Origin of the sequence: Pseudomonas sp. GLN_2 (assembly GCF_043106005.1) — a bacterium.
Taxonomy (GTDB): Bacteria; Pseudomonadota; Gammaproteobacteria; order Pseudomonadales; family Pseudomonadaceae; genus Aquipseudomonas; species Aquipseudomonas alloputida.
Genome location: NZ_JBICMC010000074.1, coordinates 36036 through 62858 on the forward strand (window position 1 = coordinate 36036; position 26823 = coordinate 62858).

Sequence of the window (26823 nt, forward strand, 5' to 3'; positions counted from 1 at the left end):
TACGTTAATCTGGTTATAAGCTTATAAAAAATCGTAATTTAGGATGGCAAATATCCGTTTAGCTGATATTTTTGAATCATGACCCCAGAACAGCTGATAACATTTGCCACGGTTGCCGAGCACGGCAACATCAGCCATGCCGCTCAATCCCTGCATCTGTCGCAGCCGGCGGTGTCCGGCCAGCTCAAGCTCTTGCAAGAGGCGTTTGGCGAACCCCTTTACCAACGTGCCGGCCGCGGCGTGCGGCTGACAGCGGCCGGTGAGCAGTTGCTGGCGCATGCCGAGCGCCTGCGCGAAACCTTCCGCCAGGCCCAAGCATTGCGCGAGGCCATGCGCGGGCTGGAGCGCGGCACCTTGCGCATCGGCGCCAGTACCACGCCCGCCAGTTACCTGCTGCCTTACCTGATCGCCGATTTTCACGGGCGTCATCCGGATGTGCTGGTCAGCACCTCGCATGGCAACACGGCGGAGATCGTCGCCGCCCTGGACAGTGTTGATATTGCCCTGATCGAGGGGCCGCCCGGGCAGGAGTTGCCGTTGGGTACGCAAGTGACGCCGTGGCGCGAGGACGAGATCGTGGCGATTGTGCCCCGCGGGCATCCCCTGGCAAGCAGTGACCAGCAGACACTGGCGGCGCTCGGCACCTACCCCTTGGTACTGCGTGAAAGCGGCTCGGGTGTGCGGCAGATCGTCGAGCGGGCGTTTGCCCGTGATGGCGTGGCGATGCGTGTGGCGCTGGAGATCGCTGGCGTTGAAGGGGTAAAGGAGGCGGTCCGGGCCGGGATGGGGGTTGGCTTTGTGTCGGCGATGTCCATTCGTCATGAAGATGGGGCGCTGCACCGGCTGCAGTTAGGGCCGAGGTTGGTGCGGCGATTTTCCATACTGATGCCGCATGCGGCCACGCCGTCTCGGGCGGCGGCTCGGTTTCTTGAGTTGTGTGTGGATATGCAGGAGGTAGGTTGACTGTACTGGCCTCTTCGCGGATCAGCCCTAATAGGGCGGAGCGGGCCCCGTAGGAGCGGGTTTACCCGCGAATAGGCCAGCACAGGCGCCCTCACACCAGCCTGAAAACATGCTTCATATAAGCCACAAAATTCTCATCCCGGCACTGTGTCTTGCCTGGGCTGTCGGAAATTTTCGCTACAGGCGCCCCATTGCAGTCGGTCATCTTGATCACGATGTTCATCGGCTCCACCCCCGGGATATCGCAAGTCAGCCGGGTACCGATACCAAAGCTCACATTGACTCGCTCATGCAGCGCCCGATACAGCCCCAGCGCCTTGGCAAAGTCCAGCCCATCGGAAAAAATCAGTGTCTTGCTTTTCGGGTCGATCCCAAGCCGCTGGTAGTGGGCAATAGCCTTTTCCGCCCAGGCCAGCGGGTCGCCCGAGTCATGCCGGAGGCCATCGAACAGCTTGGTGAAGTACAAGTCGAAATCAGCCAGGAAGGCGTCCATGGTGATACAGTCTGTCAAGGCGATACCCAACAACCCCCTATACTCCCGCACCCAGCATTCCAGCGCAGCAGCCTGGCTATCGACCAGGCGCGGGCCGAGCTGCTGGTGGGCCATGAACCATTCGTGCGCCATGGTCCCAAGCGGTTTGATCTCAAATTCGCGCGCCAGGTGCACATTGCTGGTACCGACGAATCGTCCGGGAAAATCATGCTTGAGGATGTGCACCACCTCTTCCTGCACCCGGTAGGAGAAGCGCCGTCGGGTACCGAAGTCGGCCAGTTGGAAACCGGCCAGCTCATCGGCACTGGCCTCGGCCTTCAGCCAGTCGAGCTTTTGATAAAGGCGCTCGCCGACCTGCTCGATCACCACCTGGCGATAACGATAGCGGTTGCGCACCTCGCTGATGATCGCCAGCAGCGGAATTTCATAAAGGATCACGTGCAGCCACGGCCCACGCACCCGGATAGCCAGTTGCCCGGCGTCATCCAGGCCAACCTGGACATAGCGCAAGTTGAAACGGAACAGGTTGAGAAAGCGGATGAAGTCGGGTTTCAGAAACGGGAACTTCTCCAGATAGGCCAATTGATCGTGCGTGACCGTGACCTCGGCCAGTTGCTCTATCTGGTAGCGGATCTCTGCCAGGTAAGGGGACAGGTCCTCCCCATTGCGGCAACGGAACTCCCATTCCACTTCGGCATTGGGGTAGTTGTGCAGCACCGCCTGCATCATGGTGATTTTGTAGAAGTCGGTGTCCAGCAGGTTCTGGATGATGCGTGGTCCGAAAACACTCTCGCTCATGGGCGTTTTTCCTTGATCAGGGCAAGCTGGTGGTCGAGCGCCGCTTCATCACCGCAAAGGATCACACCCTCCGCCGCCAAGGCGCCACAGGCTTCGATGGCACCTGCCTGGGTGAGTGCGCGGCAGGCCGGCAGGTAAAGCAACACCTGGAAGCCCGCCTGGCGCAGCTGGCGGGCGGTGGTCTTGACGCAGTAGTCCAAGGCCAGGCCACCGACGATCACCGCGTCTACTTGCTGCACCTTGAGGTACTCGATCACACCGGTAGAACGGCGCTCGGCCAGGTCGTGGTAGCAGGCGCCGTAGGGGTGCAGGTCGGGTTCGACACCCTTCCACACGAAATAGTCGTAATCGATCGGGGCGGGCAGGCCGGGTAGCAGCTCGAAGCCCAGGGTGCCTGGGACGCAGTGGCTGACCCAGGTGAGGTCGGCGTTGGTCAGTTGCAGGGGCCGCAGCATGTGCGCGGGGTCGGCAACCACCCAGGCAGCATTGGCCGGGTGGGCGTCCTTGCTGCCCAGGCGCAGGTCGGCACGCAGGGCCATGGCGTTCAGGTCGGGGGCAATTTCATCGCCTTCGGGTACGGGCAGCTCCTGCGCCGCGTTGCTGGTGAAACCGTTCTGCGCGTCGACATCAAAACTGGCGATCTTCATGGCGTTCTCCTTGCTGGAATGCCTATATAATTCACCTGGTGTATTATGTATGTCAAGTCGCTTTTATTGCGGAATTTATGGTTGCTTTATTTATATGCTCTGGTGGATTATTGCGTCACTGAAGTGGGAGTTTCCGGTGAGTACAGTCGAAGTTTTGGCCAGTGTCGATATCGTCGCCTTGCGTCTGGCGCCGAGTGCGCAGCATCTGCAAGTGTTGTTGCACCGCCGTGAACGTGAACCTCACGCCGGCCAGTGGGCTTTGCCCGGGGTTATCGTCAATGGCCGCACCCCCGATACCAGTCTGGAAGCTGCTGCCGAGCGAGCGCTGCATGAGAAAACCCAGGTTGCGCCTTGCTACATGGAACAGGTTGGCACCGAGGGCAATGCTTTTCGCGATCCACGTGGTTGGTCGCTCAGTACTTATTACCTGGCCTTGCTAGATCCGGGGCAGGTAGTCGAAGGCGAGCAATTGGCATTTTTCGATTTGGAACGCGTGTTGGCGCGCAAGGTGCTGTTGCCGTTCGATCACAACCTGCTGATAGAGCGCGCTCGCGAGCGGCTTGCGGCGAAGACCGTGTATAGCAGCCTGCCGCTGTACCTGCTGGCGGAGAAATTCACTGTGCTCGATGCGTTGGGGGCGGTGCAGGCGTGCCTGGGGCAGGCAGTGAACGGCACCTCGTTGCGCAAACGCCTGGAGCGCTTGCGCGAGCTGGGGTGGGTGAGTGACACCGGGGAGAAAAACCAGCCCAAATTGGGCCGGCCGCAGCAGTTGTATCAGTACACGCCGCAGGGCGAACGGCCATTCATGTTTGATCGCAGTCTGCTGCCGGAGGGGAGCTGATAGCGCCAGCACGTTTGCTGATTCAAGCAATGAACCTTATAAAACGTGCCATTTTCAAGACCGCGAGCGCGCAGCGCCTCGTATGACCTTGTCCAACTGGTGTCCTGCGCGCTGCCGCAAGGATGGTCGCCAGCGCGATTAACACAGCTTCTGTTGGTCGTGGTCGAGCTGCAAAGGTCTCGGCCAGGCGTTCGGGCTCCTGCACCCGGCCGTTTCATCTTTTGCTGCGAAAGGCCAGTACCGATCAAGCCACTGCTGCCAGCTTGGCGCTGGTCTGCCGACGACGGTAGGCACTGTCACGGCTCGCCAGCCACCAGTACAGCGGCGACGTGATCGCCAACCCTACCAGCCACGACAGGTCAGCCCCGTTGATGTGCTCGGAAATCGGCCCGACGTACAGCGGGGTGTTCATGAACGGTATCTGCACCACGATACCCACAGCGTAGGCGATCAGGGCCTGCGGGTTGTAACGCCCGTAGATACCACCATCGACCTGGAAGATCGACTGGATGTCGTAATCACCTTTGTGAATGGCGTAGAAGTCGATCAGGTTGATCGCCGTCCACGGCACCAGCACCACCAGCAGTACCAGCACCATGTCAACGAAGTGGCCGATGAAGTCTGCCGAAGCGAACACCGCTACCACGCAGCAGGCCGACAGCACGATCAGCGACAGCACTGCACGGCTTTTGGCGGTGGGGATCCAGCGGTAGGCGAACGTTTGCACCAGGGTGATGATCGACAGCACCGCACCATACAGGTTGAGGGCGTTATGGCTGATCACACTGAGCAGGAACAGCACCAGCATGATCGGGCCGAGCGTGCCGGTGGCCAGCTTGACCGCGTCCATGGTGTCCATGCCGGCCGGGATCGCCAGCACGGCCACGGCGCCGAAGATGAACGACAGGCTCGAGCCCAGGGCCGAGCCCAGGTAGGTCGTCCAGAAGGTCGAGCTGACTTTTACATCTGCCGGCAGGTAGCGCGAGTAGTCCGACACATAGGGCGCAAAGGCGATTTGCCACAGCGCTGCCAGCGACACGGTGGCCAGCCAGCCGGCCAGGTTGAAGCCGCCGCGGGTGAGGAAGTCGTCGCTCTGCACATGGGTGAGGATGTAGCCGAAGCCAACCACGATACCGATACCCAGTACCCAGGTGCCAATGCGATTGAGCACGTGGATGAAGCGGTAGCCGATGATGCCGATGATGCCTGAACCCAGCGCACCGATGACGATGCCCACCGGTACCGGAACGGCGTCGACCACGCCATGCAGTGACTTGCCGGCAAGGACGATGTTGGAAGCGAAGAAACCGATGTACATGACGCCGGCGATCACCACCACCAGCAGCGCGCCGAGGGTGCCGAACTGGGCGCGGCTCTGGATCATCTGCGGAATGCCCATTTGCGGGCCCTGGGCCGAGTGCAGGGCCATCAGCACCCCGCCGACCAGGTGACCGACGAGGATGGCGACGATGCCCCATACCAGGTTCAGGTGGAACAGCTGCACACCCAGCGCGCCGGTGACGATGGGCAACGGCGCGATGTTGCCGCCGAACCAGAGTGTGAACAGATCCCTTACCTTTCCATGGCGGTCTTGCGGGGGCACGTAGCCGATCGTGTGTTTTTCTATCAGGGGTGCCGAATTGGCTGCACTGGTCATGACTGACTCCAAGGCAAGGTAGGGCATTGGGAACTGCCCGGGGGCGTGCCGGCGGTGGGCGACGCGTTCTTGTTGGAGCGATGATGAGGGGCGCGGGGGTAACGAGAAATTAGTAAATATGTACCCATAAGCGTTAAAAAAACTAAGGCTGACAAAAGCTTAAGCGGGTGACGGTAGCAAGGAGAGTGCCAGCTGGCTGAAGGCCCTGGGGTAGAGGGGCGGCGGGTTGGCAACCCGGATCACGGTGGGCTGGGTTGGTGCGATGTGCGCGTTTTCAGGGCAGATGAAAGGTTGCCTGGGCCGGCCTTTTCGCGGGTAAACCCGCTCCTGCAGCAGGCGCGGGTTTACCACGAAGGGGCCGGCACAAGAGGAAACAGCTACATGGGGAGCAACCGATCCTGAATCACTTCCTTCATCACCAAGGTCGAGCTCAAGCGTTTCACATTGGGAATACTGGTCAGATGCTCGTCATACAGCTTCTGAAACGCCGGCAGGTCCTTGGCGACCACATGCAGCAGGTAATCCGGGTCGCCAAACAGCCGCTGCGCTTCGACAATTTGTGGGATCTGCGCCAGTGCCGTTTCAAAGTCCGCTACCGGCTGGCGGGTCACCTCGCGTAGCGTCACGAATACCAGCGCGGCAAAGTTCAGCCCAAGGGCGCTCGGTGCCAGCCGTGCGTGATAGCCCAGAATGGCGCCGGACTCTTCCAGTGCCTTCAAACGCCGATGGCAGGGTGAAAGGCTGAGCCCTACGCGGTCGGCCAGTTCGGTTATCGACAGGCGCCCGTCTTTTTGCAGCTCGGCAAGGATTTTTCGATCAGTTCTGTCCATTGGGAAGAATCTTCCAATTCATAAATGCTAAGGGGAAATATACGAAAGAAAATCCCCGAGCGAAATCCGTAATCTTTCGACACCCCAATGCAGTAGATAAGGAAGATTCAAGTGGCTATCAGTGTGCTGACGGCGTTCTGGGCTGTGTCGATGCTGTTCGTGATTACCCCCGGTGCAGACTGGGCCTATGCCATCTCGGCCGGCATGCGTGGGCGCTGGGTGATGCCAGCGGTGGCGGGGATGTTGTCGGGGCATTTCCTGGCCACGCTGGTGGTGGCGGCCGGGGTCGGCAGTTTGCTGGCAGGTCACCCGTTGGCGCTGACCTTGCTGACCCTGGCGGGGTGCAGCTACTTGCTGTGGCTGGGCGGCAACCTGTTGCTCAGCCCGGCATTGCCGGCGGCCGGGCAGGGCGGCGCGGGGGAGTCGGGCTCACGCTGGGCGTTGAAGGGGTTTTGCGTCAGCGGCCTGAACCCCAAGGTATTCCTGCTGTTCCTGGCCCTGCTGCCGCAGTTCACCGACCCGCAGTCGAGCTGGCCTGTGCCCTTGCAGATCTTGTTGCTGGGGCTGGTCCACCTGTGCAGTTCGCTGGTGATCTACACGCTGGTCGGCTATGGCGCCAAAGCGGTGCTGAGCACTCGGCCGGGTGCGGCAAAGCTGGTCGGGCGGGTGTCGGGGATGGCGATGATTACCGTGGCCCTGGGCTTGATAGCCGGGCAAATGACCTGAATTTACCGGTTCAGCATGACTTCAGATACACTCGCTGCACCCTAATGCACAACCAGGATGTGCCCCGTGCCCGAAACCACGCAACTGCTCACGTTCGCCCTGATTTGCCTCGGCATGGTCCTGACCCCAGGGCCGAACATGATCTACCTGATTTCCCGCTCGATCTGCCAGGGCCGCAAAGCCGGCTTGATTTCGCTTGGCGGTGTGGCTCTGGGCTTCGTCATCTACATGTTCTGCGCGGCAATGGGCATCACGGCGCTGGTGATGGCGGTACCCTTTGCCTACGACGCGCTGCGCATCGGTGGCGCGCTGTACCTGTTGTACCTGGCCTGGCAGGCGCTGCGGCCGGGTGGCCAATCGCCGTTCCAGCTCCGTGAACTGCCCGCCGACAGCCCGCGGCGGCTATTCACCATGGGGTTTGCCACCAGCCTGCTCAACCCCAAGATCGCCGTCATGTACCTGTCGCTCATGCCGCAATTCATTGAGCCGGGCCACGGCAGCGTGCTGTTGCAGTCGCTGGTGCTGGGTTCGACGCAGATCGCCATCAGCGTTACGGTCAACGCGCTGATTGCGATCATGGCCGGTTCCATCGCCGTGTTCCTGGCTGGCAGGCCGCTGTGGCAACAGGTTCAGCGTTGGTTGATGGGAACGGTGCTGGCGGGGCTGGCGGTGCGCATGCTGGCAGAAGGGCGCCGTTGATCGCCTATTGCGATGCAAGGTATCAATGGCCGAATACTTTGCCGAGTATCTGGCACACCTGTTCTGCCGAGTAGGGTTTGGCCAGAAAGGTGAACCCTTGGTGCCCGCCTTCGGCAATCGCCTCGCTATAGCCCGAAGTGAGGATCACCGGCAACTGCGGGCGCTGGCGGCGAAGTTCGCGGGCCAGTGCCAAGCCACCCATGCCGGGCATGACCACATCGGAAAACACCGCATCAAAATCACCTGCCGGGCCAGTCAACTGCGCCAGCGCTTCTTCTGCAGACCGTGCATAGCTGATTTGGTAGCCGTGGTCCTCGAGGAGCTGAGCTGTGAAACTGCCCAGGTCGGGATTGTCTTCTACCACCAGTATTCGTCGCCGCTCGCCCTGTACCTGTGGCTGGCTGCCGGCCGAGGCGTCTTCGGGCGCGGCTGCAGCTGGGGCCTCCTGCGGCAGATACAGGGTAAAGGTGGTGCCCTGGCCGGGGATGCTGTTCACCTGTACATCGCCCCCGGACTGCTTGGCGAAACCAAACACCTGCGACAACCCGAGCCCGGTACCTTCACCTGGGGCCTTGGTGGTGAAGAACGGGTCGAAGATGCGCTCCAGCAACTCGGTGGCAATACCGACTCCGTTGTCGCTCACCGATATCGCCGCGAACGGGCCTGGCTGTGAAGGCTGACCGCGCAAGGCCGGCAGGCACTGGTCGGCCTGCAGGCGCAGCTGCAAGGCACCTTCGCCAGCCATGGCATCGCGGCCGTTGAGCATCAGGTTGATTACCGCGGTTTCCAACTGGCTGAGGTCGGCGCGGATGTGGCAGGGCGCTTGGGGTAGCTGCAGCTCGACCCGGATGCGCGCGCCAGTGACGGTGTCGAGCATGTCGGCCATGGCTTCCAGCCGTGGCCCGGCTTCGAACACCTGTGGGCTGAGGGCCTGGCGTCGGGCGAAGGCCAGTAGCTGGCCGGTCAGTCTGGCACCACGGTCGACTGTGTCGGACATGGTCTTGAGGTAGCGCTCGCGGCGCTCCTCGGCCAGGTTGGGGCGCTGCAGGAAGTGCAGCGACGAGCGGATGATGGTCAGCAGGTTATTGAAGTCGTGGGCTACGCCGCCGGTCAGCTGGCCAATGGCTTCCAGCTTCTGGGCTTGGCGCAGCACGGCCTCGGTGTGCAGCAACTGAGTGGTGCGTTCTTCTACGCGATGTTCCAAGGTGGTGTTGAGCGCTTCAAGGGCCGCCATCGCTTCGCGCACTTCGGCATGGGCCTGGGCCCGCTGTATGTGCGCCCAGCATCGCTCGGTCACTTCGCTGATCAGTGTTTGCTCGTAGTCAGTCCATACCCGGGATACGCGGTCGTGAATCGCCATGAGCGCGGTCAGCCTGCCACCCTTGATCAGTGGCATGCAAATGGTGGCCGTAATGCCGATGGCCTGAAAAGTCGCCGCCTCGTCAGTGGCCAGTTCGCGCAGGTTGTCGTTGATCACCAGAGCCAGGCCGCTGCGCAGGCGGCTGACCGCCAGGCGGCCGAAGTCATGCAGGTGATAGTGGCCGACCAGGCGTGGTGAGCCGGGTGTCACCGCATCGCCGCAAATGGTGAAACCGTCCTCGTCGGGGTCCATCACCGCATAGGCGCAGCTGGACAAGCCAAGGTGCTCGACCAGCATGCGGGTGGTGATGGCCATGATCTGGTCCGGGTCGGCCGCCTCGGTCACGGCTCGCCCGAGGGTATCGAGAAAGTTCAGGCGCTGGTTGGTGAGCACACTGGCGGTGGTTTCGGTGACCGTGTCGAGCATGCCCAGAATTTCGCCATCATGGCCGCGAATCGGGCTGTAGCAGAAGGTGAAATAGGCCCGCTCCAGGCCGCCGTTGCGGTCGATCATCAGCGGGAAGTCTTCGATGTAAACCGCTTCGCCGGCCAACGCGCGGGCCGCCATGCTGCTGATTTCATCCCAGGCTTCGTGCCACACGTCGCGAAAGGGGATGCCCAAGGCCAGGGGCTTGCGACCGAGAATCGGGGTGAAGGCATCGTTGTACAGGGTGATCAAGTCCGGGCCCCAGAGCACGGCTTGCGGAAAGCGCGAGGCCAGGCACAGAGCCATCGTGGTTTTCAGGGCGTCGGGCCAATGTTCCAGCGGGCCCAGTGGGGTGGTGGCCCAGTCGTGGTTGCGGATGCGTTCGGCCATTAGCCCGCCGCCATCTAGCCATCTAGCCATGTGCTTTGCCGGTCCTCTTTCTCAAGGCCCTTAGGGTGCACCGAGAATAGACCGTTGGCGAGGGTTTTGTGAGGGGCTGTGCCACTGCACGAGCCTCGGTGACTGCGCAATCCGGGTGAGTGCAGGTTCACCCGCGAAGAGGCCGTACCGGCTAGCGCATGAAGTGCACCTTGCCGGTGTCATCATTGCCCATGTAAATGCCATACACCCCGGCCTGCCGCTCGAGGATGTAGCGTTCGAGAATTTGCCGGATGGCCGGGTAGTAGATCTCATCCCAGGGGATTTCAGCCGGCTCGAAGAACTTGTACGCCAGCGTCTCAGGCCCGTACTGCCCGGTTTCTTCGGTGACGATGGCTCGGAAGATGATGTAGACCTCGCTGATCTTTGGCACGCTGAAGATCGAATACGGCGAGACGATGTCTGCACGTACGCCGCTTTCTTCCCATACCTCGCGCAGCGCCGCCTGCTCGGTGGTTTCGCCAGCTTCCATGAACCCCGCAGGCAAGGTCCAGGTGCCGGGGCGAGGGGGAATGGCGCGCTGGCACAGCAGGTACTTTCCATCGCGCTCGATGATGCAGCCGGCGATGATCTTGGGGTTGATGTAATGGATGTAGCCGCAGCCGGTGCAATGCAGGCGTTCGTGGGTATCGCCTGTGGGAACGCCCCGGGCCAGTTCCGTGGTGCAGTGCGGGCAGTAGCGCGGGGCATTGGGCATGATCAGCGACCTATGCGGGGTTCCTTCAGGGCCAAGGGTTCGACAATGTCGCGCACCTTGGCGTTGTCATCCTGCTTCTGGCGCAGGTAGTCCAAGGCCACCTTGGCGGCGGCGCGGACGTGGTCGACCGAGGCCTGGTGGGCTACCAGCGGGTCACCGCTTTTGATGGCCTCGACGATCTTTTCCATTTCGCGGTTGCTGGCGCCGCGGCGGTTTTCCTGCGATACCGAGGTGGCGCGCAGGTAGCTGATGCGTGCTTGCAACTGGCGCAACTGCTGGGCCGCCACCTGGTTGCCGGAGCCTTCCAGCAGCACATCGTAGAAACCTTGTACCGAATCCAGCACCTGTTGCAGCTCACCTTCTTCCAGTGCCTCGCGGTTCACTTCCAGCGCGCGTTCCAGCGCACGGATGTCCTTGGCCTTGGCGTTGAGGGTGAACAGTTGCACGATCAGGCCTTCGAGCACACAGCGCAGCTCATAGATGTCACGTGCGTCTTCCAGGGTGATGATGGCCACGCGTGGGCCTTTGGCGTCGGCGAACTCCACCAGGCCTTCGGACTCCAGGTGACGCAGCGCTTCACGTACCGAAGTGCGGCTGACGCCGAGGCGGTCGCACAGATCGCGTTCGACCAGGCGGTCGCCGGGCAGCAGGTGAAAGTTCATGATAGCGGCGCGCAGCTTGTCGAGCACGATTTCGCGCAGAGTAACGGGATTGCGGTTGACCTTGAAGCTGTCGTCGAGTGGCTGGCGTTTCATCAGGTGCGCTCTTTATGAGGCTGTTGCGCCAACATCGCGGAATGCCTCGAACCGAGGCTTTCCATGCAGTGGTTCGAACAGCCCGTTGTTAACGGGTTGGCTCCGCATCGGCTTCGGCAAAGGCTTCACGGGCCAGGCGGAAACTGTCCACCGCCGCGGGTACGCCGCAATAAATGCCGACCTGGAGCAGGATTTCGCGAATCTGTTCACGGCTCAGGCCATTGCGCAGGGCACCGCGAATGTGCAATTTGAGCTCGTGGGGCCTGTTGAGCGCGGAAATCATGGCCAAGTTTATCATGCTGCGCTCTTTCAGCGACAAGCCTTCACGGCCCCAGACGTGACCCCAGCAATACTCGGTGACCAGCTCCTGCAACGGTTTGGTGAACTCATCTGCGTTCTGGATCGAGCGGTTGACGTAGTCCTCGCCCAGCACCTGGGTGCGGATTTTCAGACCCTTTTCGTACTTTTCATTGCTCATGTGCAGTACTCCGGCATAAAACAGGGGCCGCAACCGAGGGTGAGACGATTAGCGCGACCCCTGAAAACAGGGTCATCGGTGTTGGCTTTTCGCGGGCTTGCCCGCTCCACGGGTTCCAGGATCTGTGCGATACCTGTGGGAGCGGGCGAGCCCGCGAAGCGGCCAACACCGACTTCAAGATGTATCAGCCAAGCGGCGGCAGGGCGCCGAGCTTGCCTTTGTGGTAGACCATCGGGGTCACCGGCTCGGCCGGCAACACCAGGTTCTTCACCGCGCCGACAATGATCGCGTGGTCACCGCCGTCGTACTCGCGCCACAACTCGCACTCGATGATCGCCGTAGCCTTGGCCAGCAGGGGGTTGCCCAGCTCGCTCAGGTGCCACTCCACGCCCTTGGCCTTGTCCTTGCCCTTGCCTGCGAAGGCATAGGCTTCGGCGGTCTGGTCGGCGGACAGCAGGTGGATGGCGAACTGCTTGCTGTCGCGCAGGATCGGGTAGGTGTCGGAGGCGTAGTTGGGGCAGAACAGCACCAGCGCCGGGTCGATCGACAGCGCGCTGAATGCACTGGCGGTGATGCCGACGATGCCGCCGTCGGCGTCCAGGGTGGTCACTACCGTGACGCCGGATGGGAAGGAGCCCATCACGTCTTTGTAGATGCCGGGTTCGATCATCTCGTGTTCCTCTTAGCGCATCACGAACGGGTCGGGCATCGGCGCGGTGGACAAGTTGATCCACACGGTCTTCAGCTCGGTATAGGCCAGCACCGAATCGATGCCGCTCTCACGGCCGTAGCCGCTGTTCTTGAAACCACCTATCGGTGCCATGGCCGACACGGCACGGTAGGTGTTGACCCAGATGATCCCCGAACGCACGTCGCGGGCCAGGCGGTGGGCACGGCCCAGATCGCGCGTCCAGATGCCGGCAGCCAGGCCGAATTGCGAGTCGTTGGCTATGGCCAGCGCTTCTTCTTCGGTCTTGAAGCGGATCACCGCGGCGACCGGGCCGAACACTTCTTCCTGCATGATGGTCATCGCGTTGCTGTCGCACTCGAACAGGGTCGGCTCGTAGAACCAGCCGTCACCTTCAACGTCGGCACGCTTTCCGCCCATGTGCAGTTTTGCGCCTTCGGCCTTGGCTGCTGCCACCAAGCCTTCGACGACTGCCAGCTGTTGCGCGGTGGCCATCGGACCCATTTCGCTGGCGTCGTCCTGCGGGTTGCCGATGCGGATGCGCTTGGCGCGGGCGATCAGGCGCTCGACGAACACGTCGAAGATTTCATCCTGCACCAGCAGGCGCGAACCGGCCACGCAGCTTTGCCCGGACGCGGCGTAGATGCCGGCCACGGCGCCATTGATGGCGCTGTCCAGGTCGGCGTCGGCGAAGATGATGTTCGGCGACTTGCCGCCCAGTTCCAGCGACAGCTTGGCGAAGTTTTCGGCACTGCTGCGCACCACGTGGCGGGCGGTGGCGGCACCGCCGGTGAAGGCGATCTTGCGCACCAGCGGGTGGCGGGTCAGCGCCGCGCCGGTGCTGGGGCCGTAGCCGGTGACCACGTTGACCACACCGGCCGGGAAGCCGGCCTCAAGGGCGAGTCGGGCCAGCTCGAGGATGGTTGCCGAGGCGTGCTCGGACGGTTTGAGCACGATGGTGTTGCCGGCAGCCAGGGCAGGGGCCAGCTTGATCGCGGTGAGGTACAGCGGGCTGTTCCACGGGATGATCCCGGCAACCACGCCGATTGGCTCGTGCACGGTGTAGGCGAACAGGTCGGGTTTGTCCAGCGGCAGGGTGCCGCCTTCGAGCTTGTCGGCCAGGCCCGCAGTGTAGTGGAAGAACTCCGGCAGATAGCCGACCTGACCGCGGGTTTCGCGGATCAGCTTGCCGTTGTCACGGCTTTCCAGCTGGGCCAGGTGCTCCTTGTTCTCGGCAATCAGGTCACCCAGACGACGCAACAGCTTGCCGCGCGCGGTGGCGGTAATGCTGCGCCACGCCTTGCTGTCGAAGGCACGCTGGGCGGCCTGAACGGCCAGCTCCACATCGGCTTCATCGGCGTCGGGCAGTTGCGCCCAGGCCTGGGCGGTGGCCGGGTTGAGGCTGTCGAAGGTCTTGCCGTTCTGGGCATCGCGCCATTGGCCGTCGATGCACATCTGGAAACGAACGAGGGTCATGCAACAATCCCCTTGGCGGATTCGGTGAGGGTGCGGGCTTGGGTGAGGAAGTCCAGCAGCATCTTGTTGACTTCACGCGGTGCTTCCACTGGCATCATATGCCGTTGCTCGGCGAGGACCACACTGCGTGCGCCAGGAATGCTGGCGGCGAGCTGGCGGGTCATGGCCGGGGTGGAGCCCGAGTCGAGTTCGCCGGTGGCGATCAGCGTCGGCACCTGGATACTGCCCAGGTCGTCGGCGCGGTACATGTCCTGAGTGGCGAACAGCGAATAAGTGGTGTGGTAACCCTGCGGGTCGTTGCTCGCCAGCACCTGGCGAATGGCGGCGACCTGCGCCGGGTTGGCAGCCTTGTATTCACGGCTGAACCAGCGGTCCAGGGCAGCATCGACGTTGGCGTCTGGGCCCAGCTCCGCCGCCTGGGCAGCGCGGGCGATCACCCCGGCACTTTGCTCGGGGGTGCGGTTGAACACGCTGTTGAGCACGACCAGTGCAGCCAGGCGCTGCGGGTAATTGAGGGCGAACGCACGGGCAACCAGGCCGCCCATGGAGAAGCCGATCACGGTGGCTTGTGCAATTTGCAGGTGGTCAAGCAGTTCGGCGAGCTGGTCGGCATAGCCTTCCAGCGGTGTGTCGGCGGCCGGTACGCGGCTTTGACCGTGGCCGAGCATGTCGTAGGCGATGACGCGGTAGTCGTTGGCCAGGCCAACGAACTGACCGCCCCACATTTCCTTGTTCAGGCCCACGCCGTGGATCAGCACCACGGGTTGGCCCTGGCCGACATCCAGATAGCTGGTGCCGGCAGGTGTGCGTTCAGCGACAGGCTGAATCATGGAGGGCGCTCCTTGAAGGTCGGGCGCGGCGGGTAAGCACGCCACGCCCCGGCCCGTCTTGGTTGTTGTTATTGAGCGTTGGCTTTTTCTGCAGCCAGTTCTTCCAGGTCGATGTAACGGTTGCCGATGCGCGGGTGCAGGCGGCCGCCATCGGCTGCGCCGAGGACCACGACGATTTCATCGGCACGCGGGGCATCTTCGATCTGCATTTCCAGGGTGATGTAGTGCGAACGCAGGCCTTCGTCGTCCTTCTGCATCATCGGGATCTGGATCGAAGTGCCTGGGCCGCCGCGCTTGTTGGTAAAGCTCAGGTAGCTCTTGGCCTGTACCGCCTCGCGGTAGTGGTTGCCGAAGCGCAGGGTATGGATGACGGCCGAGGCGTGCTCGATTTCGCCATCGGCGCCGACGACGGCGGCCTTACCGTAGGCCTCGATCTTGTCGGCACCGCCAATGGCAGCAGTCAGGCGCTCGACCATCAGGGCACCCAGCTCCGAGCAGTTGGCGCGAATTTCCGGCTTCAGATCTTCAACGAAACCGCGACCGGCCCACGGGTTCTTGATCACGACGGCCAGGCCGACCATGGTCACCGGCTTGTCGGTGGCTTTGCCGCCTTCGATACGGGTCTCTTCGGAGTAGGTGACGATCTTGCGGATTTCGAAACTCATGGATGGCTCCTGGTGAGGGTTATCAGCTCTTGTTGTCTGATGGTATACCATAATATTTGTTGTGCAAGAGGTGTCAGGAAATTTCTCTTGTCAGGGGACGAAAGGTGGCCTGATGCCTTGATTTCTCTGTTGTCTGTACTGGTCTCTTCGCGGGTTTGCCCGTTCCCACAGGGACTGCACAGGTCTCAAAAAAAGCCCGCTCACGCAGGCCGAAGGGGCCCACGGGAGCGGGCGCGTCCCGCAATGATTCAGGCAATGGGAATTCAGGCGAACGCCGGCACCACTTCCTTGATGAACAGCTCGAGCGACTTCTTCTTCTCGGCGTGGGGCAAGCTGTTGTCGCACCAGAAGCTGAACTCGTCGACGCCCAGTTCCTGGTAGTACTTGATGCGTGCGATGATCTCTTCCGGTGTGCCGATCATGGTGTTCTTGCGAATGTTCTCCAGCTGGAACGCCGGCACTTCGGCGAACTTCGACTCCGGGCTCGGCTCCAGGAAGCCATTCACCGGGGTGGTCTTGTTGCCGAACCAGGCATCGAAGGTGCGGTAGAAGCGCGAGATCGCCTGGGCGCCGACCTTCCAGCCTTCCGGATCAGCCGGGCTGTGCACATGGGTGTGGCGCAGCACCATCAGTTGCGGGCGCGGCACGCCTGGGTTGTTGTCCAGGGCGGCCTGGAACTTGTTCTTCAGGTCCAGCACTTCTTCGTCCCCCTTCATCAGCGGGGTGACCATGACATTGCAACCATTGGCAACGGCGAAGTTGTGCGAGTCCGGGTCGCGGGCGGCGATCCACATGGGCGGCGTGGCGTTGAACGGCTTCGGTACGCTGGTGGAGGTCGGGAACTTGTAGACTTCACCGTCGTGGGCGTAGTCGCCTTCCCACAGCTTGCGCACCACCGGCACCATCTCGCGCAGTGCCTTGCCGCCGTCGGTGGCCGGCATGCCACCTGCCATGCGGTCGAACTCGAACTGGTAGGCGCCGCGGGCTAGGCCGACTTCCATGCGGCCGTTGCTGATCACGTCGAGCAGGGCGCATTCGCCAGCGACGCGGATCGGGTTCCAGAACGGCGCGATGATGGTGCCAGCGCCCAGGCGGATCTTCTCGGTGCGCGCGGCCAGGTAGGCCAGCAGCGGCATCGGGCTTGGCGAAATGGTGTATTCCATGGCGTGGTGTTCGCCGATCCACACGGTGCTGAAACCGCCGTTTTCGGCCATCAGGGTCAGTTCGGTCAGGTCTTCGAACAGCTGGCGGTGGCTGACCTGTTCATCCCAACGTTCCATGTGTACGAACAACGAAAATTTCATGGGTTTTTCCTCAACGCTTGTTATTGCCCGTCAGTCAATCGGGCTTCAGTGTGGGAGCAGGCTGCGTCCAACTGCAGGCTTCAGGCAAAGGCCGGCAGGCTGGCCATCTTGCCGCGGCAGTACACCATCGGCCGTGGCGCTTCGGCAGGGACGATCAGGTTGTGTACCTTGCCGACCATGATGGCGTGGTCGCCACCTTCATATTCACGCCACAGTTCGCATTCGATGACGGCGGTGGCGCCGGCCAGGATCGGGTTGCCCAGTTCGCTCAGGGTCCACTCGATGCCGCTGGCCTTGTCCTTGCCCTTCTTGGCGAACGCGTAGGCTTCAGCCTGCTGTTCACCGGACAGCAGGTGAATGGCAAAGCGCTTCTGCTTGATCAGTACCGGGTAGGAGTCGGAGGTGTAGTTGGGGCAGAACAGCACCAGCGGCGGGTCCATCGACAGGGAGGAGAAGGCGCTGGCGGTCAGGCCGACGACCGAGCCGTCGTCGTCCTGGGTGGTGATGACGGTAACGCCGGACGGGAAGGAGCCCAGAACGTTCTTGTAGACAGTTGCGTCGATCATCGGGAGTACCTCTGAAGGGCTGCGGTGGTCCGCGGTTTTTATCGTTGATGTGTCTGATGGTATACCGTAATACCTATTTTGCAAGCGGAATTTTCAACCCTGAGTTTTCGCGATGAACGGCCCAAAGCCACGAAAAACGTGGCCTTGAGCGGTGAGGCGGTTTGTCGCAGGGGTTTCGCAAGCGGATCAGTGGCCGTTTTTTCATGCGGATCAGTGTTGTCAAAAGTTTGGAATACCATAATATGGTCCGCAGCTGAGAGGCCGCCTTGATGCGGTTTCCTTACAAAGATAAAAACGACCTTTCGAGCTGAAAACCATGTCCCAACCGTCGTCGCAACACCAGTTTGTCGAGAATCACACGGTCGATTACGTTCCACCTGCCGAGCGCCATGGGAAGGCGCGCGACCTGTTCACCCTCTGGTTCAGTACCAACATCGCGCCACTGCCTATCGTGACCGGCGCCATGGTGGTCCAGGTGTTCCACCTGAACCTGTTGTGGGGCCTGATCGCCATCGTGCTGGGCCATCTGGTCGGGGGCGTGGTCATCGCCCTGGCCTCTGCACAGGGGCCGCAGCTGGGCATTCCGCAAATGGTGCAAAGCCGTGGCCAATTTGGCCGTTACGGTGCCTTGCTGATCGTGTTCTTCACTGCGCTGATCTATGTCGGCTTCTTTATTTCCAACATTGTCCTGGCAGGCAAGACCATCCACGGCATCGCGCCGAGCGTGCCGATGCCCGGCGCGATCGTGATCGGTGCCCTGAGCGCTACTGCCATTGGCGTGATCGGCTACCGCTTCATCCATATCCTCAACCGCATCGGTACCTGGGTGATGGGTTCGGCTTTGCTGGCCGGTTTCATCATGATGTTCATCCAGGACCTGCCGGCAGACTTCTTCAGCCGTGGCGCGTTCAACCTGTCGGGCTTCATTGCCACCGTGTCGCTGGGTGTGATCTGGCAGATCAGCTTCTCGCCGTACACCTCTGACTACTCGCGCTACCTGCCCCGTGAAGTGGGCATCGCCAAGCCGTTCTGGGCCACTTACTTCGGCGCCACCCTGGGCACCATCCTGTGCTTCAGCTTTGGTACGGTGGCGGTGCTGTGCGTGCCGGAAGGCACCGACGCAATGGACGCGGTGAAGCAGGCTACCGGCTGGCTGGGCCCGATCCTGATGGTGCTGTTCCTGCTTAACATCATCAGCCACAACGCCCTCAACCTTTACGGCGCCGTGCTGTCGATCGTGACCGCGATCCAGACCTTCATGGCCGAGTGGACGCCGAGCATCAGGGTACGGGTGATCCTGGCCTCGATCATTCTGGTGGGCTGCGGGATGGTGGCACTGAATGCCTCGGCGGACTTCATCGGCCAGTTCATCGGCCTGATCCTGGCGCTGCTGCTGGTGCTGGTACCGTGGGCTTCGATCAACCTGATCGATTTCTACCTGATCAAGAAGGGCCAGTACGACATCGCCTCGATCTTCAGTGCCGACGGCGGCATCTATGGCCGCTTCAACCACCACGCGATCATCGCCTATGCCTGCGGCATCCTGGTGCAGCTGCCGTTTGCCAATACTTCGCTGTATGTGGGGCCGTACTCGAACATTGTCGAAGGGGCTGACCTGTCGTGGCTGTTCGGCTTGCTGGTGACCGTGCCGCTTTACTACTGCCTGGCGACGCGGGGGAAGGCTGTCGAGACGGCGGGGCGGGTTGTGAGTATCAATGACTGATGGATTGACATTGCTGCGATAAAGTCTGGGCTTCAGTCCATCGCGAGCGGTCCGCCGATAGGACAAGCCCGTTCCTAAAGACACAGCGCAAGCCGTGGGCTCTGCGCAATCTACACATGAGTGGGTGACCAGGCCGCCGTGGTGCTCAGTGGCCTGGTCGTTGTTTTACCAGCCCACCCGGCTAATTGATGGCAAGACCGTTCCTCCTGTGGCCAAATAACCTTGGAAGTTCGGCGTTACCTGATTGAATGCTACTGCGTATGCACTCGGGCCGCCTAACCAATTGTCTGCTGACCAGTAGGCTGTGTTGGGCCAACCCAGGATCTGCGGTACAGAATATCCGGGTGCCTCATTTCTGTACTGTAACCAGAACAGATTCATTTGTCTCCGCGTCAACGCATGGTGCTCGGGGCGCAGCCTATGGGACGCGGGACCAGGCCACCAGATGCGATCGCACCGGCGGACCAGCCTTACTACGCCCTTGAAAGTAATAGCATAGCTGGCTTGCGCGCCGCTGCTATCGGTAACCGTGATACGCGCCTTGCCTGCGCCTGCGGCCACCACTTTTCCGTCCTGATACACCACAGCAATATGTGGGGCGCTCGAAGTGTAAGTATAGGGGGGCACGCCGCCTTCAGCCGTACGCTGGTAGGAGGCATTGGCTTGAGCGGTCGGGTGTTTGGGGGGGCGGTTTTGAACGATGATGTAATTTGGGCCCAATTGCTGTACATGGTCGGTGCCGAACGACAATGTACTTGATATCTTGAAGGTGAGAGAGGCAGATACTTTGGGTAATGTTACCGCTGGTGATGAAGTGTCGGTATTCATGCTGGCTCCGGTGAGTTGGCGAACGCAATCATGAGTATTAGCTGAAACCTGAACTGTCGAAACTGTCAAAAATGTCAGGTGAGCTCTCTGCCAGTTGTCTTGCACTTGTTTTCAGATCAAGCGCATTTGTACAGCGCAAAGCAAGCATTGGCGTCTGTCCCCGACCATTTGACGTTTGCAGTGATCGATGCCGCGACCTTCACCTGCTTGGCCGCCTTCGACCTCGGTGGGGTGCCGCTGCGAGTGCCGATCAGCCCGACGAGTAGCGCTCGCGGGGAGGGGCAACAACAGCGCTGCCCCGGCCAAAATGTAAATGCGTGGGTTAAAAAGTGATGCATTAATGTTCAACTTTAAATTGGCCGAGGTCTGACTCGCCTGCCGTCTTTAGATACGGTGTAGTAGACCTGAACATCGATGGATGTCTTATCATTGAGTTCAAGCTCGGCTCTAGGGATCAGAAAGTCCGATAAGGGTGTTGCTGTGTCAACAATTTGCACGTCCTCAAAATGTCCCCCTGCGGAGGTAGTCCAAACCAGAGTTACCGTATATGGCATGCTGAATCCATTTATCTCGGGAATTATAATTTCAGCGCCTAACTCGAAAGTGCTCAATGCGGGGTTCAATATGTTTTTGTTCAATTTTGGATTGATTTCGGGGGCGGGAAGAGTTGCTTCCAAATACCCAACATAAACGCGCAGGCGGTCAGATTCAAGGGTAGACTTCACGTTCTGGTCTGGGCGGGCAGCAATTTCCCCTTTTGCGGTAACACTGAATGTGTCACTAGGTTTCACTACGACGCCCGTAAAATGGAGCGCTTGCGATTCGGGCTGCAACACTTTTGTCCAGTAGTGCTTGTCTTGATCATAGGCGACCAGAGCGGAATATGTTTCGAACCAGTTGGAGGAAAGTCCGGAGGATGGTGAGAATGGTTCGCCACTGATTGCAGAGTAAGCCTTGCCTTTATCGCCAAGAGACACGCTTCGCTCACCGTCGGTGGAGGTCGAAGTCGTGTAAACGTGGCTCCGCATGCTCAGATAATCAGCGTCTGATTTCGCGATCGCATCAGCATATTCAAGCAATTGCCCTGCCGAGAGTTTCAACTGTTTGTCGAGCTTGGTTCCCCAAGCCGTTAGGCAGCGTTCGGCAAAATGCCTAACTACCAATCCAGGCTCCTTCAATGTTGTGCCGGCGCTTTTCCCATCCAGGCTGGCGTTGCCCACCAATGTTGCATGCCTGCCAGGCATTGGAAACACGCTGATCGTCGTGGCAGGTTCGGTTACGGGGATGACGCAATCGAAGCCGAAAGATCGCTCATCGCGTGCATAAAAACCGACGTACTCTTTCACATTTGACTTTAGTGTTACCCGTTCATTTTGAAAATTTCCTGACCCTGGAACAGGGTCGACGGTGAAGATGTTAACAGGGATTTTTTCGAGTTCACTGTCATTGAACATGGCGTTGGCGAGCATGTGACAACTTATTCCGCCGCGGCTCCAACCCACCAGGTTCACTTTGCTCGGAAGTGCCCCTTTCCTGAATATATTGACAATCTGCGCTTGTAGTTGCTGTTGCGTGACCAGCCGGTCACCGTAGTCGTAGGTACGGTTGAAAAAAGTGCCTGAAATTTTGACGTCTTCAATGGGGATATTTGCATTTTTCAGCGTCGTATACTGTTGCTCTGTTAGCTTTGTTCGCTGCCAGTCAAATTTACCTTTGATCATATTCATGGCGTGTTTTACGTTTTCTTCCCATCCATTGCCCCAGAGGACGCCGGTCAATGGGTAACTGGTAAATTCCGTCCATAAATCATCGGCTTGCAAGTCGCCGCTGCCTGGGCCATCGATGACGATCCATTCTGCGAATTCTCTTCCCAGCGTGGAACTCGCCAGTCTTGCAATGAGCTCGCCTTGCCAATAGTCAGGGTGCGTGTCGTCGAATTTTGTGGAGCTTGTTCCGCAGAAATAAATCGTCAAGACCGTCATTCTGGCTCTCCTTTTTAAGGTGTCTGGTGCGCGAACGCCCTTTTTTACGCCCGCCCGTCACTCGCTGTCACCTGATAAAAATGCCAGTTTAAGCGAGTTGAGATTACCGCTATTTTGGGACAGGGACTGGAAGGTTGATGATTCCCGTAAGTGACAGCAGAGTTTCTGCGCCGCGGTGATGCAGAAAAAATTACGCCAAGCAGGGAGAGTGACATGGATAATATAGAAACGGGTGATTATGATGTGACACCCATTGATATCGAATTAAGTGACGCTGATGTTGAGGTGGACGACAGGGAAACGCTTGAATCGCTGGAAAAGCAGTTGGCCGCTTTCAGCCGGTACCTGAATGGTAAGTATGACTCGCAGCCTGGGGCCAAACTTGCCCGACCGTTCATCCTCGAGTCAGTTTGGCCTATTGAAACAGGAGACGTTGGCATTTCTGAAGCCATGGTATGGCAGTCAGAAGACAGTGTCGTTGTTGTCATCCCACCCTACGCCGAGATGTCGTGCGATGACCTTATCTCTGTCATATGGAATGGTGTTGAAGTCGGGGAGGAACGACCGAAACCGTCCCAGTTGAATAATGTTGTTTGTGTTCGTGTACCGAGCGAACAGGTCCCGCCTGGCACCCATGATCTGGCCTACACAGTTACGACCCAACTGACTCAGCGCGAATCTTTGCCTTTGGCGACGGTAGTACGCTTCGGCCAGCCGGGCCTTAACGACCTCGATGAAGTGGCTGAGTTACCAGCACCAAGCGTGCAGGTACCCGCGACAGGATTAGTAGATGAGACCCACGTCACACACGGCGTCACGGTTACAATTCCTGCTTATAAAAATATGAAGCCCTATGATCGCGTTCATTTGTTTTGGGGTGATGAAAGAGTCGAGCATTTGATCGCTCCTCACATGACCGATCAGCCAATAACTTTTGAAGTTCCTGGCTCTGTTATCCGAGCGGCAGGAAACAGCGATAGCCTTCCGGTCTACTATTTTATTGCGGATGAGGTAGAGAACGAGTCCGAGTGGTCGGAAGACACCTTTGTACAGGTGGCCGTACAAAAAAATGAGCTACAGGCTCCCACGATAGTCGACCCCACAGGTGATCATGGCGGTAAACTGGATTACATTGTTGACTTAAATAAACTCGCCAGCGCTGACCTCAATATCAAAGTCTCGACTGACAGCCTCAACGTCAAAGACAGTGTTCGCCTTGCGTGGTCTGGTACTACTGTACAGGGGAAAAAAGTCCTAAGCTATTCTGCTCCCCAGGAGGTGAAAGCAGGTGCTGCGGAATTATCGTTTGTGGTGGCGAACGCTGACGTAACGGACCTTGCTGATGGATCTGCCCAAGTGCACTATGTTGCAACGCGCGGGTCCGAGAATGTTGAGTCCAAACGGACATTTCTAAGTATTTCTGCTGCCAATCCACTCGGCCTGCCGGCGCCGTCGCTGCACAACATCGAAGACGACTGGATTGCAGCCGATCAAGAACCCGTGATTGTAGTAATCCCTGCTTCGGCAGGGCTCCAGGCGGGCGACCAAGTGAGTGTAAACTGGAAGGGCACTGCTGGGGACGGCAGTGTGATTTTGAAACAGCCGAAAACTCATAGTGTTTCGGCCAATTACCAAGGTCAGGCACTGCCGCTGCGGCTGAAGGGAAACGATGTGCTGGCTCCGCTTAATGGCGGCTTTTTGGACATAAGCTATTCAATTACGCGTGGAAGATTAAACACACTAAGGCCAGACGCGCTGACCTTCCCCGGCGCCCCCGTTGGCAGCCTGATCATGGGGATTAGTCCTGATGGTGAACGCGCGCCCTCAACAGAGAGAGTGGTAAAGCCTCCTGTATACGACGTTCCTAATACAGGAGAGGGAGAAGTGTATTTCTTTATCAATGAGGGGAGCACACCGTTCGATCAAAGCTCGGGCGCACTCGACATCACTCTTGGCATCACTGCTGATCAGCAGAACCTCAAGCCTCTCATGCCGGATTCGCTTCAGGACGCACTCAGGGGGCACCTGAATGATGTGAGTACTGATAATTATGTGAAGATCTTTGATACCCCTTCAGTGTGGGGCCAACCGTTCGGTAAAGGGTTGATGGTGCAGGCGGAGAAGCGTGCTGATGAATTCGAATCTGCGATTTCAGATATGTTGGTGAAAATGCGATATCGCTGTGATATCGCCTCGCTGAACGCGCCGGATGCGGCGTGGCGGGAAGTGTTGCTCACGGCTATCGATAATGCGTTTACCACCAAGCTTGGCCGGACTGACAAAACTCAAATTCGATTCATGTTGGCACAGACCCCAACGGTGCTGTTGAAGGGTGTGCCATACTATTTCACAGGAACGCCTGAGTACCTGGCTTTGAAGGAAGCGTTGTCCAACCTTGTCGAGGAAAGGGGCGCGGAGTGGGAGTGCGTGCCGGATATCTGGATCGGGCGCTATTATAAAATCACTGACCCGTTACAGGAAGCGATCGCTAATAAAGCAGGCTGTGAGGCTCTGGTGGCTGCGTTCGATGCGAAAATGACCTGGAATCATACTAAGATTATTGCTGTTGATGGTGTCGAGTCGTTTGTAGGTGGGCATAATTTGAATATGGATTTATTCAGGAATTACCCACCGGTTCATGACGTTTCTGTCAAAGTGCTAGGAAAGGCTGCTTTGGCGGCGCAGCAATTTTTGAATGAAATGTGGGTCGTCGATTCAGGTCTGCTGACGAAAGAGCATTATGACCCTGTCCTCAAGGCTTGGGTCTATAAAGATGATGACAAAAGTCAACCGGCAGACCCCTTGCTCGCAGATCATGTCACTGAATTCAGAGAGGCTCAGTATCAGGATCACAGCATAAATCTCGCCAGCCAGACGGAATTCAAAAAATCCGGATACATTCTTTCTGTAGGCAAATACTGGTCAGGTTCTGACAGGGAGACGCACTATAAAAATGGCTCTGAAGTGATGAAGGAACATTTAATAAAAAAAGCAAAAAGAATAATTCGGATGTCTCAGCAGGATTTGGTCAGTGCGTGGAAGAAGACCTGGGGTGATCATGCTGTTTGCGGGTGGATAATTGAAGCGTTGCTGGCTAATCCCGTATTGAAAGTCCAAGTCGTCGTGTCTCCGCTTGATGCAGGGGCGGGCGCGGAAGGTGACCAATATTCATTTGGCTCAGGTGCTAGGAGAACATTTGAGTTGTTCAAATATTTCTTGATGCATGATCCGCTCACAGACAAGCCTGTTGATGACAGTAGCGGTTTGCGCCAAGCTGCATTAAAGCGTATTGAGGTAGCCCCCTTTTTCTTCACTGAGGTGCCTGCGGAGCTGGCCGTTGAAGGTGATACCTACAAATGGCCAGATCAATCAGCGGAAGCCCATACTGCGACCCTGAAAGAGCCTCCACTGTCGGCGCGCCCGCCATTGGCGGGTGTGATTGGTTATCCGATGCACTCTCTGATTAAGGGAAGCGGGTTTCTTGGAAAAATTCCATCGGCGCCGGGAAATCATGCAAAGGTGATGATTATAGATGATGAGTTGTATGTAGTCGGCTCTGATAATCTGTACCCAGGCTTCCTCGCGGAGTTTAACTACGTTATTGACGGCCCGGACGCCGTCAATGATTTCATAGCGTGTTACTGGAACCCGCTGTGGAAATATTCCAGTAAGCACTCATTCAACTATCGTAATACGTGAAGGCGGGATCTGTGATCTTGGAATTCAGCCCGGCATGACGAGACGGGCTCCGTATACGACCTTAGGGACGAGCAATCACATCTGGCCAGGTTGGCAGGTCGACTGTTTAACTGATTGCGCTAGCGAGATGGTTCGCTAGCCTTTCGTTTCGCTTGTTGCAAGACCTCCATTTTTTGCTTCGCCGTTTCGAAGCTGGGCAGGTATTAGAAGTGCCAGTGGATCGTCACCAGCTGACACTTCTCGCCAGATAGCGGTCGTCTCTGCCCGCCGCTGTAAGTTCAGTAATCGGGACTTGGCACTCCAACAATCAAGGCGCACAGACCTTTGCACTTTGATTCCGCTGACACTTTGCCACTGTCTCGTGTCATGTGTGTGAGCTGGCCCGGGATGGACAGCAAAGCGGCCCAGTCGTTTCAGTTCAAACCTTGAACTGCGCCACCATGCTGTTAAGGGCGGCAATGTTCTGCAGCACTTTTAGCTGCAGTTCGAGGTACTGCTGATACGCGTCATTGAAGGTGTTGAACAGGGCACGGTCGTCGGCAGCGATGATGGTATCCGCTTAGGCTTTCAGGCTTTTGTCAGGTTTTTAACATCAAGCGATCGGAATCATCGGGTCGGCTGCCGGCGGATAGATCCACACTGAGTTGATCTGACGCTTGAGGTCCTTGCCTTCCTGGCCTTGCAGTTTCAATTCTCGCTGCCAACCTTCGCTGTACGCCGCGCTCCATTCACCCAGGTCGAGGCAGGTTACGTACTTGGGCTGGCGATACACCACAGGTGCCACCCCAAGCAGGTCAGCCAAGGCGTTGTTGCCAATGTGGCGACCCATTGGGATGGCGTGCTGGCAGGTCATCAGGGCGTGTTGCCAATTTCGTTGACAGCAGCTCAGGCGGTATCGCCGGTCGCATAGATGTGGTCCTGGCCAATTACCTTGAGATGCCGGTCGACCTTGAGCCGGCCGAAGTTGTCACGTTCGCCGGCAACCTGAGCGGTCAGCGGGCTGGCGTTGACGCCGACGGTCCAGATCATACAGTATTGCTGGCGATGTATTCGCCGTTGTCCAGGGTTACGCAACCGGCATCGACAGCCACCACAGAGGTGCCAGTCAGCCACTGGACGCCGGCAACCTGCGAGACGGTTCAGGCGCAAGGCTCCGGCCGAGTTCGGCCAGCAGGTGAATAGCTGGATGAGGGAGCGGCGCGAGGGTAGAGGTGGCGGGGATATACCGGTCAGCCAGGTCTGAACCTGTTGCCT

22 protein-coding genes and 2 pseudogenes are annotated in these 26823 nt (G+C 59.0%); 7 read left to right on the plus strand and 17 right to left on the minus strand.

Features of this window, described 5'->3' with window-relative positions; translation table 11 throughout:
- Positions 1 to 78: 78 nt before the first annotated feature.
- Positions 79 to 963: a LysR family transcriptional regulator gene (locus ACF8Q6_RS16565; protein WP_392491179.1), complete on the plus strand. Its 885-nt coding sequence runs from the start codon at positions 79 to 81 to the stop codon at positions 961 to 963.
- Positions 964 to 1054: 91 nt separating this feature from the next.
- On the opposite strand, the gene pncB is transcribed toward ACF8Q6_RS16565, so the two are convergent.
- Both pncB and ACF8Q6_RS16575 read right to left on the minus strand, forming a co-directional pair.
- The gene (pncB, locus tag ACF8Q6_RS16570) at positions 1055 to 2254 is read right to left on the minus strand and encodes a nicotinate phosphoribosyltransferase (RefSeq protein ID WP_392491180.1); all 1200 of its coding nucleotides are present in this window, start codon (positions 2252 to 2254) and stop codon (positions 1055 to 1057) included.
- On the minus strand, positions 2251 to 2901 hold the full coding sequence (locus tag ACF8Q6_RS16575; RefSeq protein ID WP_392491181.1) for a nicotinamidase: 651 nt from the start codon (positions 2899 to 2901) through the stop codon (positions 2251 to 2253). The genes pncB and ACF8Q6_RS16575 overlap by 4 nt, the downstream gene beginning before the upstream one ends.
- 136 nt (positions 2902 to 3037) lie before the next feature.
- On the opposite strand from ACF8Q6_RS16575, the gene ACF8Q6_RS16580 reads away from it, so the two are divergent.
- Positions 3038 to 3742 carry an NUDIX domain-containing protein gene (locus ACF8Q6_RS16580; RefSeq protein WP_392491187.1) on the plus strand — a complete coding sequence of 235 codons (705 nt, stop codon included), beginning with the start codon at positions 3038 to 3040 and terminating at the stop codon, positions 3740 to 3742.
- Positions 3743 to 3986: 244 nt separating this feature from the next.
- Here ACF8Q6_RS16580 and ACF8Q6_RS16585 read toward each other — a convergent pair whose 3' ends face one another.
- Together ACF8Q6_RS16585 and ACF8Q6_RS16590 are read right to left on the minus strand one after the other, a co-directional pair.
- Entirely contained in the window at positions 3987 to 5399 is a 1413-nt protein-coding gene (locus ACF8Q6_RS16585) for a purine-cytosine permease family protein (RefSeq protein ID WP_392491182.1), read from the minus strand.
- Positions 5400 to 5776: 377 nt separating this feature from the next.
- Complete coding sequence (locus tag ACF8Q6_RS16590; RefSeq protein WP_392491183.1) at positions 5777 to 6229, minus strand: Lrp/AsnC family transcriptional regulator; 453 nt, start codon at positions 6227 to 6229, stop codon at positions 5777 to 5779.
- Positions 6230 to 6340: 111 nt separating this feature from the next.
- Here ACF8Q6_RS16590 and ACF8Q6_RS16595 point away from each other — a divergent pair, with 111 nt between their 5' ends.
- Positions 6341 to 6955: a LysE family translocator gene (locus ACF8Q6_RS16595; protein WP_003256078.1), complete on the plus strand. Its 615-nt coding sequence runs from the start codon at positions 6341 to 6343 to the stop codon at positions 6953 to 6955.
- A gap of 66 nt (positions 6956 to 7021) precedes the next feature.
- A complete protein-coding gene (locus ACF8Q6_RS16600; protein ID WP_392491184.1) occupies positions 7022 to 7654 on the plus strand; it encodes a LysE family translocator in 633 nt (210 codons plus the stop codon).
- A gap of 22 nt (positions 7655 to 7676) precedes the next feature.
- On the opposite strand, the gene ACF8Q6_RS16605 is transcribed toward ACF8Q6_RS16600, so the two are convergent.
- The 10 genes from ACF8Q6_RS16605 to ACF8Q6_RS16650 all read right to left on the minus strand — a co-directional run bounded on the left by ACF8Q6_RS16605 (position 7677) and on the right by ACF8Q6_RS16650 (position 17337).
- On the minus strand, positions 7677 to 9860 hold the full coding sequence (locus ACF8Q6_RS16605; protein WP_392491185.1) for an ATP-binding protein: 2184 nt from the start codon (positions 9858 to 9860) through the stop codon (positions 7677 to 7679).
- A 151-nt stretch (positions 9861 to 10011) separates the two neighbouring features.
- Entirely contained in the window at positions 10012 to 10575 is a 564-nt protein-coding gene (locus ACF8Q6_RS16610; protein ID WP_392491186.1) for an NUDIX hydrolase, read from the minus strand.
- Between the two features lie 2 nt (positions 10576 to 10577).
- The gene (locus ACF8Q6_RS16615) at positions 10578 to 11330 is read right to left on the minus strand and encodes a GntR family transcriptional regulator (RefSeq protein ID WP_012052005.1); all 753 of its coding nucleotides are present in this window, start codon (positions 11328 to 11330) and stop codon (positions 10578 to 10580) included.
- Between the two features lie 88 nt (positions 11331 to 11418).
- Entirely contained in the window at positions 11419 to 11808 is a 390-nt protein-coding gene (locus ACF8Q6_RS16620; RefSeq protein ID WP_003256073.1) for a carboxymuconolactone decarboxylase family protein, read from the minus strand.
- Positions 11809 to 11992: 184 nt separating this feature from the next.
- The gene (locus ACF8Q6_RS16625) at positions 11993 to 12478 is read right to left on the minus strand and encodes a flavin reductase family protein (RefSeq protein ID WP_003256072.1); all 486 of its coding nucleotides are present in this window, start codon (positions 12476 to 12478) and stop codon (positions 11993 to 11995) included.
- Positions 12479 to 12490: 12 nt separating this feature from the next.
- Positions 12491 to 13972, minus strand: a complete 1482-nt coding sequence (locus ACF8Q6_RS16630; protein ID WP_392491432.1) for an aldehyde dehydrogenase — start codon at positions 13970 to 13972, stop codon at positions 12491 to 12493.
- The gene (locus tag ACF8Q6_RS16635; RefSeq protein ID WP_003256070.1) at positions 13969 to 14802 is read right to left on the minus strand and encodes an alpha/beta fold hydrolase; all 834 of its coding nucleotides are present in this window, start codon (positions 14800 to 14802) and stop codon (positions 13969 to 13971) included. Before ACF8Q6_RS16635 ends, ACF8Q6_RS16630 begins: the two co-directional genes overlap by 4 nt.
- 68 nt (positions 14803 to 14870) lie before the next feature.
- Positions 14871 to 15467 carry an amino acid synthesis family protein gene (locus tag ACF8Q6_RS16640; RefSeq protein WP_003256068.1) on the minus strand — a complete coding sequence of 199 codons (597 nt, stop codon included), beginning with the start codon at positions 15465 to 15467 and terminating at the stop codon, positions 14871 to 14873.
- A 263-nt stretch (positions 15468 to 15730) separates the two neighbouring features.
- Complete coding sequence (locus tag ACF8Q6_RS16645; protein WP_318080108.1) at positions 15731 to 16771, minus strand: LLM class flavin-dependent oxidoreductase; 1041 nt, start codon at positions 16769 to 16771, stop codon at positions 15731 to 15733.
- Positions 16772 to 16851: 80 nt separating this feature from the next.
- Positions 16852 to 17337 carry a flavin reductase family protein gene (locus tag ACF8Q6_RS16650; protein WP_003256061.1) on the minus strand — a complete coding sequence of 162 codons (486 nt, stop codon included), beginning with the start codon at positions 17335 to 17337 and terminating at the stop codon, positions 16852 to 16854.
- A gap of 316 nt (positions 17338 to 17653) precedes the next feature.
- On the opposite strand from ACF8Q6_RS16650, the gene ACF8Q6_RS16655 reads away from it, so the two are divergent.
- A complete protein-coding gene (locus ACF8Q6_RS16655) occupies positions 17654 to 19060 on the plus strand; it encodes a purine-cytosine permease family protein (protein WP_392491434.1) in 1407 nt (468 codons plus the stop codon).
- Positions 19061 to 19225: 165 nt separating this feature from the next.
- On the opposite strand, the gene ACF8Q6_RS16660 is transcribed toward ACF8Q6_RS16655, so the two are convergent.
- Positions 19226 to 19888 carry an Ig-like domain-containing protein gene (locus ACF8Q6_RS16660; protein ID WP_080574926.1) on the minus strand — a complete coding sequence of 221 codons (663 nt, stop codon included), beginning with the start codon at positions 19886 to 19888 and terminating at the stop codon, positions 19226 to 19228.
- Between the two features lie 350 nt (positions 19889 to 20238).
- A complete protein-coding gene (locus ACF8Q6_RS16665) occupies positions 20239 to 21870 on the minus strand; it encodes a hypothetical protein (RefSeq protein ID WP_392499128.1) in 1632 nt (543 codons plus the stop codon).
- A gap of 213 nt (positions 21871 to 22083) precedes the next feature.
- Here ACF8Q6_RS16665 and ACF8Q6_RS16670 point away from each other — a divergent pair, with 213 nt between their 5' ends.
- The gene (locus tag ACF8Q6_RS16670) at positions 22084 to 25569 is read left to right on the plus strand and encodes a hypothetical protein (protein ID WP_392489730.1); all 3486 of its coding nucleotides are present in this window, start codon (positions 22084 to 22086) and stop codon (positions 25567 to 25569) included.
- Between the two features lie 592 nt (positions 25570 to 26161).
- Here ACF8Q6_RS16670 and ACF8Q6_RS16675 read toward each other — a convergent pair.
- A pseudogene (locus ACF8Q6_RS16675) lies at positions 26162 to 26702 on the minus strand (FAD-dependent oxidoreductase); the annotation flags it as partial.
- Between ACF8Q6_RS16675 and ACF8Q6_RS16680 the strand changes: the two are divergent.
- A pseudogene (locus tag ACF8Q6_RS16680) lies at positions 26699 to 26812 on the plus strand (transcriptional regulator); the annotation flags it as partial. The pseudogenes ACF8Q6_RS16675 and ACF8Q6_RS16680 sit on opposite strands and share 4 nt — an antisense overlap.
- Between the last annotated feature and the right edge of the window lie 11 nt (positions 26813 to 26823).